This is a genomic window from Paenibacillus sp. XY044, from assembly GCF_002257645.1.
Lineage (GTDB): Bacteria > Bacillota > Bacilli > Paenibacillales > Paenibacillaceae > Paenibacillus_AQ.
In genome coordinates, this window is sequence record NZ_NQMO01000011.1 from 60,901 (window position 1) to 72,972 (window position 12,072).

11 protein-coding genes are annotated in these 12,072 nt (G+C 51.0%); 8 read left to right on the plus strand and 3 right to left on the minus strand.

Annotation, left to right across the window (positions count from 1 at the left end; genetic code table 11):
* Nucleotides 1–20 precede the first annotated feature (20 nt).
* The gene (locus CJP46_RS30995) at nucleotides 21–1,310 is read right to left on the minus strand and encodes an arsenic transporter (RefSeq protein ID WP_094599494.1); all 1,290 of its coding nucleotides are present in this window, start codon (nucleotides 1,308–1,310) and stop codon (nucleotides 21–23) included.
* Between the two features lie 93 nt (nucleotides 1,311–1,403).
* A complete protein-coding gene (locus CJP46_RS31000; RefSeq protein ID WP_094599495.1) occupies nucleotides 1,404–1,730 on the minus strand; it encodes an ArsR/SmtB family transcription factor in 327 nt (108 codons plus the stop codon).
* A gap of 156 nt (nucleotides 1,731–1,886) precedes the next feature.
* Here CJP46_RS31000 and CJP46_RS31005 point away from each other — a divergent pair, with 156 nt between their 5' ends.
* The 3 genes from CJP46_RS31005 to CJP46_RS31020 all read left to right on the plus strand — a co-directional run bounded on the left by CJP46_RS31005 (nucleotide 1,887) and on the right by CJP46_RS31020 (nucleotide 5,619).
* Entirely contained in the window at nucleotides 1,887–2,336 is a 450-nt protein-coding gene (locus CJP46_RS31005; protein ID WP_094599496.1) for a MarR family winged helix-turn-helix transcriptional regulator, read from the plus strand.
* Between the two features lie 372 nt (nucleotides 2,337–2,708).
* Complete coding sequence (locus CJP46_RS31015; protein WP_094599498.1) at nucleotides 2,709–3,521, plus strand: arsenite methyltransferase; 813 nt, start codon at nucleotides 2,709–2,711, stop codon at nucleotides 3,519–3,521.
* Between the two features lie 130 nt (nucleotides 3,522–3,651).
* Entirely contained in the window at nucleotides 3,652–5,619 is a 1,968-nt protein-coding gene (locus CJP46_RS31020) for a DUF2339 domain-containing protein (RefSeq protein WP_094599499.1), read from the plus strand.
* A 176-nt stretch (nucleotides 5,620–5,795) separates the two neighbouring features.
* On the opposite strand, the gene CJP46_RS31025 is transcribed toward CJP46_RS31020, so the two are convergent.
* Nucleotides 5,796–6,518, minus strand: a complete 723-nt coding sequence (locus tag CJP46_RS31025) for an HAD family hydrolase (protein ID WP_094599500.1) — start codon at nucleotides 6,516–6,518, stop codon at nucleotides 5,796–5,798.
* A 430-nt stretch (nucleotides 6,519–6,948) separates the two neighbouring features.
* On the opposite strand from CJP46_RS31025, the gene qoxA reads away from it, so the two are divergent.
* The 5 genes from qoxA to CJP46_RS31050 all read left to right on the plus strand — a co-directional run bounded on the left by qoxA (nucleotide 6,949) and on the right by CJP46_RS31050 (nucleotide 12,061).
* Complete coding sequence (gene qoxA / locus CJP46_RS31030) at nucleotides 6,949–7,899, plus strand: cytochrome aa3 quinol oxidase subunit II (RefSeq protein ID WP_373558060.1); 951 nt, start codon at nucleotides 6,949–6,951, stop codon at nucleotides 7,897–7,899.
* Between the two features lie 27 nt (nucleotides 7,900–7,926).
* A complete protein-coding gene (qoxB, locus tag CJP46_RS31035; protein ID WP_094599501.1) occupies nucleotides 7,927–9,873 on the plus strand; it encodes a cytochrome aa3 quinol oxidase subunit I in 1,947 nt (648 codons plus the stop codon).
* A complete protein-coding gene (qoxC, locus tag CJP46_RS31040; RefSeq protein WP_094599502.1) occupies nucleotides 9,870–10,466 on the plus strand; it encodes a cytochrome aa3 quinol oxidase subunit III in 597 nt (198 codons plus the stop codon). The genes qoxB and qoxC overlap by 4 nt, the downstream gene beginning before the upstream one ends.
* Before the next feature lies 1 nt (nucleotide 10,467).
* Nucleotides 10,468–10,749, plus strand: a complete 282-nt coding sequence (gene qoxD, locus CJP46_RS31045) for a cytochrome aa3 quinol oxidase subunit IV (protein ID WP_094599503.1) — start codon at nucleotides 10,468–10,470, stop codon at nucleotides 10,747–10,749.
* Nucleotides 10,750–10,942: 193 nt separating this feature from the next.
* On the plus strand, nucleotides 10,943–12,061 hold the full coding sequence (locus CJP46_RS31050) for an acyltransferase (RefSeq protein ID WP_094599504.1): 1,119 nt from the start codon (nucleotides 10,943–10,945) through the stop codon (nucleotides 12,059–12,061).
* Nucleotides 12,062–12,072 lie beyond the last annotated feature (11 nt).

Consider the following 12,072-nt stretch of genomic DNA (forward strand, 5'->3'; position numbering starts at 1 on the left):
GTGTCTCCTTGGATATGAAATTATAAAATCACCAGCCACAAATACAGGCCAAGCAGCGTAATCAAAAGAGTAGGGATCGTAAGGATGATGCCCGTTCTAAAATACGTCCCCCATGAGATTTTGACTCCTTTAGCGGACAGCACATGAAGCCAAAGGAGCGTCGCCAGAGATCCGATGGGAGTCATCTTCGGCCCTAAGTCAGAACCGATGACATTGGCATACGCTAGAGCCTCTTTGATGGCATCGGTTGTGTGGGTTGATTGTATAGCCAGGGCATCAATCATGACGGTGGGCATATTGTTCATTACAGACGAAAGGACAGCTGATAAAAAGCCCATCGATATCGTCGCTGCAAACAATCCTTGATCTGCTGCCGACTGAATGACTTGGGCTAATAAGTCCGTTAGCCCGGCATTTCGCAATCCATACACCACCACATACATGCCAATCGAGAAAAAGACGATTGCCCACGGGGCGCCCATAACCACATCCTTGACCGGGACTATTGGACTTTTTCTTGCGATAAGCAGAAAGAGGATCGCTATTATACCAGCGACGATGGATACCGGTATATTTAAAAATTCGCTCGCAAAGTATCCCGCCAGCAGGATGACAAGCACAACCCAGGATAGTCTGAACATTTTAGGATCCTTTATCGCATCCCCTGGGTTCTTTAGATCGGCAGTATCAAACTTTGTGGGAATGCTCTTTCGGAAGAACAGGTAGAGGACGATGATGCTGGCACCCAAGGCAAATAAATCCGGAACGATCATATGACCGGCGTATTCCATGAAGGAAATGCCGAAGAAGTCCGCAGACACGATGTTTACAAGGTTGCTGACAACCAGCGGGAGTGAAGTCGTATCCGCAATAAACCCGCTGGCGATGATGAACGGGAATACCTTCTTCTCATCGAATCTGAGCGCCCGCACCATCGCGAGGACGATAGGCGTAAGAATCAACGCGGCACCGTCATTTGCGAAGAATGCAGCAACTATGGCACCCAGGAAGGAGACATAAATAAACATTCGCGTGCCGCTGCCGCGAGCGGCCCTTGCCATATGGAGCGCAGCCCACTCAAAAAATCCGATGCTGTCCAAAATAAGAGAAATGAGGATGATGGCTACAAAAGCAAGCGTGGCATTCCAGACGATTTGCGTTACATCCCAAACGTCTTGGAAACGAACCACCCCAACGAGCAGCGCCAGAACAGCGCCTCCGCAGGCAGACCACCCAATAGACAGTTTTTTTGGCTGCCAAATGATGAGAATTAATGTGATCAAAAAAATGACGCAAGCCAATACAACCATTTCAACCTCCGTGTAATCTGTCGCTGATCTTGATTCGTAAACATTCGTGAATCATTATATAACTATGTACTTATATATTCAACAAAAGAAAACTCACTTGCACACGGAAGTTAAATTTTGTTTGTTTAGTGCGGATAAAATGGTTTTGGAATCGGGCGTGTGATCCAAAACAGCCTTGATATATGGTTTATCATCTGCATTTAAGGAGTAATATACCCATTGTCCGCGTTTACTCTCCTTCACCACTCCCTGAGATTTCAGCTTTCTTAAATGCTGGCTTACAGCAGGCTGGGAGATCTCCAGAATCTCAACAAGCTCACACACGCAAAATTCCCGGTCCTTAAGCAAGGATAATATGGTAAGGCGGGTATAATCGCTTAGCAGCTTTAGTTTATCAGCCATTTCGCGAATTTGTTCCATAAGGGTCCCTCCTTTTAGTGATATATAAGTGAATGTTTATATGATATGCTGATCAGAAATAAAAATCAAATCCAAAGAAAATCATTTTGATTTCCCGAAGACACTTGCATTTTGCAATCTATACATGTATAAAGGATTCAAGAGGTGAACAACGCAATGGAAAGCACTCGCGAACTATTCCAGATCATGACCCGCCGCTTCGGCTTACTCAATAAAAATTGCTGTACCGTGGGCGGGCATGACGTCACACCCGTCCAAAGTCATATTCTGTTTGAGGTTGACCGCCAGCACCATCCATCGATCCAGCAGATCGCGGATACATTAGGCACAGATGTTACGACTTTCAGCCGTCAAATACAATCGTTGATCAAAATGAACCTGATTAAGAAGACGCCTGATCCGACGGATCGCCGGGTCTCCACCCTCTCTTTAACCGTAGAGGGAAAATACGTCGCTACAACGATTGATCATCAGATGAACGCTTACCTGGACGAAGTTTTTTCGTTCATGACGGAGTTTGAAAAGGAGACGGTTCTCCGGTCCATAAAATTGATGAATGAGGCGATGGCCAAATCCGATAACTGCTGCAAACCTATGTTAGGGTAAATTTTTTTGACCTTAATTACTTGTAAATTACAATTAAATAAACCGATGTCATGCCCTGAACAGGTGTTAAATGTCTCAGCTGCCTCTCACAGCGGGTCATACAACATACACATTATTAAAGGAGGTCCTTCGATGTACGATAACTACTACTCTGTAGAGTACATGATGAAAATAAACGAACAAGAGGTGCAAAAGTCTGCCCGGCAGGCCTGGAAATGGTCCAACCCCAAACCAAAAACGGTTTGGTATAGATCCCTAGGCTCTATACGTAAAGTGAAGACAGGTCCTTGCTGCTCTCAACCCATTCAGGCTTGCTGCTAAAGCGCTGCTGACCATTGATCGAATCCAAACCCATTCTAAGGAGTGTTATCCATGTCAAAGTTAACGAATGATGAGATCCGACAAAACGTGCGTAGTCGATATAAACAGATTGCCGTTGCCGAGATGAATGTTGAATCATGCTGCCAAGCGGACAACAGCCAAGCCAGCTGCTGCAGCACGCCTTCCGATTTTAATTCGATCTCGAGCCGATTAGGTTACTCCGACGACGAATTAAGCGCGGCACCTGAAGGCGCAAATCTTGGTTTGGGGTGCGGCAACCCGCAAGCCGTTGCTTCTTTGAAGGCTGGTGAAGTGGTGCTGGATTTGGGAAGCGGCGGAGGATTTGATTGTTTTCTGGCATCACGGCAGGTGGGAGATACGGGTAAAGTCATCGGCGTCGACATGACTCCCGAAATGCTCAGCCGTGCACGCAGCAATGCAGTGAAAGGAAACTTCACGAATACCGACTTTCGTTTGGGTGAAATCGAGCATCTTCCCGTAGCGGATAACACGGTAGATGTCATTATCTCGAACTGCGTGGTCAATTTATCACCAGATAAGCAGCAGGTGTTTCATGATTCTTTTCGTGTACTAAAAAGCGGAGGCCGGCTGGCCATTTCGGATATTGTCACAACGGCGGATCTTCCGCCGGAAATAAAAAATGACTTGGAGGACTTTTACTCCGGCTGCATTTCAGGAGCATCGTCCGTCAGCGAAATTGAAGCGATGCTTGGACAAAGCGGTTTTACCAACATTAGCGTTGAACCTAAAGATGATTCCAGAGCGTTTATTAAGGATTGGGTCCAGGGATCGAATATTGAAGATTACATTGTTTCGGCCGTCATCCAAGCAACCAAACCTTGAGCTTGAAAGAATACAGTCCTTTTTTACCAATACCCATCCATATTATGGCTTTCGTTCCAAATGAGATGTGTTATATTAGTACCATCTCGGTTAAATACATAATTATGGAATTTTTAGGGGTGAACAGCTATTGGATTTGGAAAGAAGGATTGAGCAGCTCGAGGCGAAAATGAAAGCGATGGAGCTCGAGCTGAACGAACTTAGAGGGGGTAGGCCTGGCGTGGGCGATCCTCGGCAGCAGTCGGTGAATCCGGCGATCCAGCGACCGGCGCAGCCGCCGGTTCCGCCTCAGGCACCCTACGCCGCTTCGCAGGCACCAGGTGCTGCATACTCGAACCCGCCGGGGGGACGGCCTTACCAAGGCCCTCCAGGCCCGCAGCTGATGCCCGGGCAGCCGGGAATGCCGGGGTATCCTGGAGGTCCCGGAATGGGGCCGTATCCGGGCCAGCCGGGAACCGAAGGCTACCAGGCACATCCTGGCTCGCACCAAGGCCAACCGGGCCAAGGGCCGTACTATGGCCAGCCTCGTCCCGCCGGGCCGCAAGCCCAGCGGCCGCCCAGGCCGCCAAAGCCGCCCGTGGACTGGGAGCATGCCATCGCCCGGGTGTGGCTGCCGCGCGTCTTTATCGTCGTGCTGCTGCTCGGTGTCCTGTGGGGCTTTATCGCAGCCGTGTCAGCGGGATATCTGACGCAGCCGGTACGCTGTCTTCTCGGCCTGGTTGCCGCCGGCGCCATGTACTTCTTCGGGGAGAGACAGGTCCGGGCGCAGCGGGAAGGGCTGGCGCAGGTGCTGCTCGGCGGTTCCGTCGCCGTGCTCATGCTGACCTTTTTTGCGGCGCACCATCTGTATGAACTGATTCCGTCATGGCTAGCCTTCCTATTATATATCTTGTCCATTTCCCTCGGGGTTTGGACCGCCGTAAGGCGTCGTTCCCAGACGCTCGTGATCATCATGACGGTCGGCGGTTATCTCATTCCGTTCCTGGTGAAATCCACGGAACCGAACGCCTGGATCGCCGTAGGTTTCGAGCTCATCCTTTCCCTGGCAATGACGGCGCTGTCGATCCGCTGTGCCTACCGTGCCGCCTACTTCGTGTCCATCGGCGTGCTGCATTTGCCGCTGATGATTCTATACATGGCAGGCGATTTCGAAGGCAGCCGGCATGTCTTCCTCGGCGCGGTATTCCTGCAGCACGCCCTGCTGCTCGTCCTCTCGCTGGTCCGTCCGTACCGTCACCGTGTGGACGAGACCGTGTCGCTCATGACCGGCTTCGGCCTGGTCGTGTTGTGGATTTACGCCTTGTACAATCAGGCGGGCGGCCCCGGTCCCGAATCGATGATGATGATCATCTGGTCCGTCATATACAGCCTGATCGCCCTCTGGCGGGTCATGAGCGGCCGCGTTCCCCACGAATACATGGCGATTGCGACCTGCGGATGGCTCATCTGGCTGGTTGAAATCGTCAGCCAAGAGGCGCTGCCGCTGTCGGTCCTGATCGAGGCATCCCTGGGACTCGGCCTTGGCATCCTGTTGAGAAGCCGGATGCAGCAGATTACGTCCGCCATCCTGTATTTGTATGGAGGACTGAGCATCTTCCAACTGATCATTCACGAGGTCGTATCCGTTCAGACCTTGTCCTGGATCATTCTTCTGGCCAGCCTGGCAAGCTTATCGGCGGTTCTCCGCAGGCATATTGCCGAAGAGTGGCAGCGGAAGGTTCCGGATATCCTGATGTGGGCCGCCGCGCTGCTGTCCATCGTCTTCCTGACGGAGGTGACCCAGGTTCTGACACGGAGCCTGTCGTTCGACCTACAGCATTTGATCTTGTCGGGCGAGTATGTCATCTACGCGATCATCGTCATTATTTACGGCGTAATGGTCCGTAAATCGATGGTCCGGCTGGCCGGCCTGATCGTTCTGCTGATCACACTGCTCAAGGTCATCTTCTTCGACCTGCCGGGCGTGTCGCTGGCCGTGCGGGCGATTCTGTTCATCGGGCTTGGCGTGGCCGGCATTGCTGTTTCCCGAATTTTGTACAAACGCAAAGGGGCCGATATCGAAACCCCACCAGGAAATCCGCCGTTCCCGCCGGAATAGATACGAAAATGGCCGCGCCGCGAGAGAGCTATTCTACTTAGCTCAAAGCACGCTGGCACGGCGGCCGTGCTTGACCGATTCAAAGCATAAAGGGTACCTGTACATCCCCGATGGATGCAGGTACCCTTTTTTAAGAGATCAGAACGTATAAACTTCCGAGGTTAAGCATCCTTGCCCTATAACCCCAGAAGAACGGATCTCAATTCTTCGTAGCCCTCCAGAATATGATGGGGCTTATGTCCGGTCGCATACGGTCCAATCTTTCGATGGTTAAACCAGATCGACGTCCATCCCGCCTCCAGCGCGCCGATGACGTCGTTGTTCCAGGAGTCGCCGATGTACCAGCTTGCCGCAGGCGCCGTCGCCGTCGCCTCATTGACATGGCGGAACAGCCGGGGATCCGGCTTGTCGATGCCCACCGCTCCGGACACAAAAACGCGGTCCAGCCCTACAAGCTTGTCCAGCCCCAACGCACGCACTTTGAGCATTTGATGTTCCTTGGGGCCATTAGTGATCACGCCGACCACATCTCCGCGTTCCTGCAGCTCCCGGATCAGCTGCTGCGCGCCTGGAAACAGCCGGATGTCGAACTGCCCCTCCAAATAAGCCGCCTGAATGGCGGCCGCCTGCTCCCGGTTCACGTCGATGCCGAACTCCGCAAGGGCCAGCTGAATCCGCTGCTCGCGCATATTCTCCAGATCCCTTGCATTCCCTGGATCATTCACCTGACCATGCCGGGCCGACAGCAAGTCGCTGTAATGCCGGAATCGGTGATATACTTGTTCATAAGGAAAGCCGTCCGGCGGCGAAATCAAGCGATCGAGCGCTTGCCGCAGCGGCTCCAGATGGTCATACAGCGTATCGTCCACGTCAAAAAATACCGCTCTGCGTTCACTCATTTTCTTCTTCTCCCTCTCATCTGCCTGTCTACGGTCACATGCCGGCCGCTGCCCGCATTAGCCTTCATATTGTACCATACAGCGGGGTGTTTCAGGTCCGTTAAGCCGCTGTTTCAGCGGAGAAAAATCCGGTTAACACGCTTATGATAAGCCCTTTCAATTGTGACGAAACTGGCAACATTGACGGAGCCTTGTGCAATTTTGAACAAAAATGAAAATCCCCGATTATCGGCGATTACAGTGATATTTCGCACAATTTGAGGTTTTTTTATAAATCATGTGAAGATGTTCACAGAATTATTGTAAATAATTTACATTAATTACTTTTGTTGCATTTGTTTTCGCTACCCCGGATTACTAAGCTATGGCTATATGGTTCATTAATTCTTAGACCAATTCAGCTACATGTAACGCTAGAAAGGAGCTCACTGTGAAGAAAAAAAGATGGTTATTTTTCGGTTTATTTGTATCCATCATGTTGCTGCTTAGCGGATGCGACTCGTCGTCACTCATCGTGCTAGATCCGAAAGGTCCGCAGGCAAAAACTCAATCCAGCACGATTATTTTCTCCATCCTAATGATGGCCTTCGTCCTGATTGTTGTTTACATCTTGTACATCATCATGCTGACCAAATACCGGGCAAGCAAAACCAGTGACGATTATATCCCGCCTCATATAGAAGGTAACAAATGGCTCGAGTTCACCTGGATTGCGATTCCGGTTATCATTGTGGCCATTCTTTCGGTTGTGACGGTCAAAACGACCAGTGCGGTGGAAAGTGTTCCTGCAGGTTACGAGAATCAAAAGCCGCTTGTTATCTATGCCGCATCGTCCAACTGGAAATGGCACTTCAGTTATCCTGAAGAAGGCGTTGAAACGGTGAACTATGTGAATATTCCTACAAACCGGCCGATCGAGTTCCGCCTGTATTCTTACGGACCGATTACGAGCTTCTGGGTGCCGCAGCTTGGCGGACAGAAGTACGCCATGAGCGACATGGTCAACACGCTTCACCTGCTGGCCGACACACCGGGTTCCTTCATGGGACGTAACTCCAACTTCTCCGGTAAAGGCTATGCGCAGATGGAGTTTGAGGTTCAGTCCATGAGCGCCGGAGACTTCAGCAAATGGGTCGACGACGTGAAGAAGACCGCGCCTAAATTGACCGAGGACAAATTCAACGCTCTGCTGAAAACCTCCTACGTTGGACGGGAGTCATTCACTTCCACGCACCTTGGGTTTAACCCGCCGCCTGAAATGGATATGTCCGAAGGGCATCACGGCAGCGGCAGCAGCGACAAAGATTCCGGCTCGGATACGATGGATCATTCGGATATGAGCAATATGGAAGATATGGGGTCCATGGAACATGGAAACTAACATCAACTGGAAAGGAGACCTACCTGCATGAAATGGGACGAATTTTTTGTAACCGGTGAGCCGATGATCTATGCTGCCATGGTCAGTATCGTCGTCGTTTCCCTCGCCATTCTGATCGGCCTGACCTATTTTAAAAAGTGGGGTTATCTGTGGCGCGAATGGCTTACAACGGTTGACCATAAACGGATCGGGGTCATGTACATCCTGGCCGCTCTCATCATGCTGTTCCGCGGCGGCATCGACGCCTTGCTGATGCGTACGCAGCTCGCGGCTCCGGAAATGAAGTTTCTGGATGCGCAGCACTATAACGAAATCTTTACGACGCACGGCGTTATCATGATCCTGTTCATGGCTATGCCGTTCGTTATCGGACTCATGAACGTTGTCGTTCCGCTGCAAATCGGGGCACGCGACGTAGCTTTCCCTAGACTGAACGCCGTCAGCTTCTGGATGTTCTTCTTCGGAGCGATGCTGTTCAACATTTCCTTCGTCATCGGGGGATCGCCGGATGCCGGCTGGACCGCATACTTCCCGCTGGCGAGCCTGGAGTTCAGCCCGACCGTAGGTAACAACTTCTACTCTCTGGCCCTTCAGATTTCCGGTATCGGTACGCTGATGACCGGTGTCAACTTTATCGTAACGATTCTTAAAATGCGTGCGCCAGGCATGAAACTGATGCGTATGCCGATGTTTACTTGGTCCGTTCTGATTACGAACGTTATCATCCTGTTCGCATTCCCGGTTCTGACCGTTGCCCTTGCCCTGATGATGTTCGACCGCATCTTCGGCAGCCAGTTCTTTACGATGGCGAACGGTGGTATGGATATGCTCTGGGCCAACCTGTTCTGGGTATGGGGACACCCTGAAGTATATATCGTTATTTTGCCGGCCTTCGGTATATTCAGTGATATTATTTCCACGTTCTCGAAAAAGAACCTGTACGGTTATAAATCGATGGTCGCCAGTATGGTGGTCATTTCGCTCCTGTCCTTTATCGTATGGGCTCACCACTTCTATACGATGGGTGCAGGCGTCATGGTCAACGGTTTCTTCTCCATCACGACGATGGCGATTGCCGTACCGACCGGCGTAAAAATATTCAACTGGCTCTTTACCTTGCAAAAAGGTAAGATTTCGTTCACGACACCGATGCTGTACGCCATGGCCTTTATTCCGATCTTTACGATCGGCGGCGTGACCGGCGTCATGCTGGCCATGGCCAGCGCGGACTACCAGTACCATAATACGATGTTCCTGGTTGCCCACTTCCACTATGTATTGATTCCGGGTACCGTCTTCGGGGTTCTGGCAGGCATGTACTTCTGGTTCCCGAAAATCTTCGGTTTCCGTCTGAACGAGAAGCTCGGCAAGACGGCCTTCTGGCTCATCGTCGTCGGCTTCAACACAGCTTTCCTGCCACTGTTCTTCCTTGGACTGAGCGGCATGACGCGCCGGATGTACACGTACTCGGCCGACACCGGCTTTGGTCCGTTGAATATGGTGGCTACGATCGGCGCCTTTATCCTGGCCATCGGCTTCGTTGTTCTGTGCTACAACTTCTACTGGAGCTTCCGTTACAGCCCACGGGACGAAAACGGGGATCCATGGGATGCACGTACGCTGGAGTGGAGTACGCCAAGCCCTGTGCCGGTGTATAACTTCGCCAAGGTACCTAACGTCAAATCCATGGATGCTCTGTGGGAAGCAAAAGTCAATGGGGTACCTCTCTACGAGGAAGGCCCTTACGAACCGATTCATATGCCTAACAACAGCGGTCAACCGTTCATTCTCGGCGTCATTATGTTTTTCCTAGGCTTTTTCCTGGTATTCAGCTGGTTCATTCCTGCAATCATTGCGGGTATCGCTGTCGTAGTCATGCTGGCCCTGCGTTCCTTCGAACGCGATCATGGCTATCACATTTCACCTGAGGAAATTGCCGCCACTGAACAGAAATTGCGGGGTGATTCCGTATGAAAATAAATGATTCGCTGCCACTCGAGTATAGAACGGAAGAGAACAGCAACAAGATCTTCGGGTTCTGGCTCTTCCTCGGTGCAGAGATCGCCCTCTTCTCCACGCTGTTCGCCGTCTACCTCACCTTGTGGAACCGGACGGGGAGCGGCCCGACGGGGAAAGAGCTGTTCGAACTGAACGGCGTCATCTGGGAGACGTTCCTGCTCCTGACCAGCAGTTTCACCTGCGGCCTTGGCATTCACGCCATGCGCCTTAATCTGAAGAAACCGATGATCGTCTTCTTCGTCCTCACGCTGCTCATGGGCCTCGGCTTCCTGGGCATTGAGATCACTGAGTTCGTCAACTACGTTCACGAAGGCGCCACGCTGCAAACGAGCGCATTCCTGTCCAGCTTGTTCGTCCTGCTCGGTACGCACGGTCTTCACGTCACGATGGGTATACTCTGGGGTGCGGGCATCCTGATCCAGGTCGGCCGCCAAGGCTTTACGGATGAGACGGCGAACAAATCGTTCATCTTCTCGCTGTACTGGCACTTTCTTGACGTTGTCTGGATCTTCATCTTCAGCTTTATCTACATGAAAGGACTGATGTAAAATGGCACGTTTATTTCCAATACGGCACGTGATCGGATACATCTTCTCGCTGATCCTTTCAGTGGTTGGACTGGGCGTTGTATTCTGGGATTTCAACCCGACCGCCGGACTCTGGATCCTGATCGTATGTGCGCTCATCCAGGCGTCGCTGCAGCTTGTGCTGTTCATGCACATCGGCGAGACCGACAACAAAAAGACGCTGTACTTCAACATTGCGTATGCGTTGTTCGTCGGACTGGTTACGATCTTCGGTACGCTCTTCACAATGCTGTGGGGATGGTAAGAAGCTTAGCTTAAGCTAAGATATAAAAGAGGCTTTTCTGATTCTTAAGGATCAGGAAAGCCTTTTTTGCGTTATGGGGTATATATTTGTAGCTCTCAAAACATAAAGATTATTGGATAAGCATCGAATCTTACATTCGTTCGTTAAAAATGTGATATAGGTACACGTACCATTTTGAACGGGGGCATACGGCATGGCGCAAAAACTAAGAATCACCTATTTGGATCTCCTGCGCGGCATCGCCATTTTGGCTGTGATCACCATCCATGTGACATCCTATCCGGTAGCCTTTCTATCGACGAATTCCACCGTGTACCCGCTATATTTCGTCCTGAATGCGGCGTCGCAATTTGCCGTTCCAGCCTTTCTGTTTTTGAGCTCGCTTGTCCTGTTCTACCGATATGACGACGGCTTGCAGAGCAGCTGGCTTATTTTTTATTGGAAACGCTTAAAGCGGATCCTTCTGCCTTATTTGTTCTGGTCCGTTTTATATTCCACTTATCTATCGTATATCCAGCATATCTCGTTTTCCGACGCCCTCCGCAAGTTCCTTCATGGATTGCCGCTTGGCGGCAGCTACGATCATTTGTATTTCATGATCATCATCGCCCAGTTTTATTTGTTGTTTCCTTTCCTTTCGCTGTTGTTTCAAAAAGTCGGGCAGGTCCGGCGTCATCCATTATTCGTTGGAGCCTTCCTCCAGATCGTCTTCTACTTATTGAATTATTACGTGCTTCATATGCATAAAACCGGAACGTTCGTGATGAGCTATCTCGTCTATTTCTTTTTGGGGGCTTATATGGCCGACCGGTTGAAGGGTATCCCTCCGCAAGCAACGCCGCAATGGAACTACCGATGGACGGCTCTGTTTCTCGGATCCGCTTTGCTCTTTATCGTGCAAAAATGGCTGCAGCTTGCCAGCCCCCATTGGATTCGCCAGCCTTTTCTATCCAACATCAACTTTATTACGGATTACGCCTACTGCAGCATAACGTGCGTATTTTTGGTACACTTCGTTCGAATTCTGGAAGGGAAACCACGCCTTCAAAGAATACTGTTTTCTCTCGGCTCCTGCGCCTTCGGCATTTACTTTATTCATCCCTACTTTTTGATCTTGTGGCGGCATTTTGTCATGACGAGCGGCCCGATCGCCTATCACATTCTCACATGGACAGGCGGTGCCGCCGCGCTGGCCGCATCCTGGCTGATCACTTGGCTCATCATGCATACTCCGCTCGGCGTCTATCTGGTCGGGGAATCCAAGTGGAAATCCCGGAGCAAGCGCGGTGTGTCTCAGAGCGGGACGATGTGAGCTTGGGAGTT

Coding starts and splice junctions, on each gene's coding strand:
- CJP46_RS30995 (WP_094599494.1), bottom strand. CDS start 1,310: ATGGTTGTATTGGCTTGCGTCATTTTTTTGATCACATTAATTCTCATC.
- CJP46_RS31000 (WP_094599495.1), bottom strand. CDS start 1,730: ATGGAACAAATTCGCGAAATGGCTGATAAACTAAAGCTGCTAAGCGAT.
- CJP46_RS31005 (WP_094599496.1), top strand. CDS start 1,887: ATGGAAAGCACTCGCGAACTATTCCAGATCATGACCCGCCGCTTCGGC.
- CJP46_RS31015 (WP_094599498.1), top strand. CDS start 2,709: ATGTCAAAGTTAACGAATGATGAGATCCGACAAAACGTGCGTAGTCGA.
- CJP46_RS31025 (WP_094599500.1), bottom strand. CDS start 6,518: ATGAGTGAACGCAGAGCGGTATTTTTTGACGTGGACGATACGCTGTAT.
- qoxB (WP_094599501.1), top strand. CDS start 7,927: ATGAAATGGGACGAATTTTTTGTAACCGGTGAGCCGATGATCTATGCT.
- qoxC (WP_094599502.1), top strand. CDS start 9,870: ATGAAAATAAATGATTCGCTGCCACTCGAGTATAGAACGGAAGAGAAC.
- qoxD (WP_094599503.1), top strand. CDS start 10,468: ATGGCACGTTTATTTCCAATACGGCACGTGATCGGATACATCTTCTCG.
- CJP46_RS31050 (WP_094599504.1), top strand. CDS start 10,943: ATGGCGCAAAAACTAAGAATCACCTATTTGGATCTCCTGCGCGGCATC.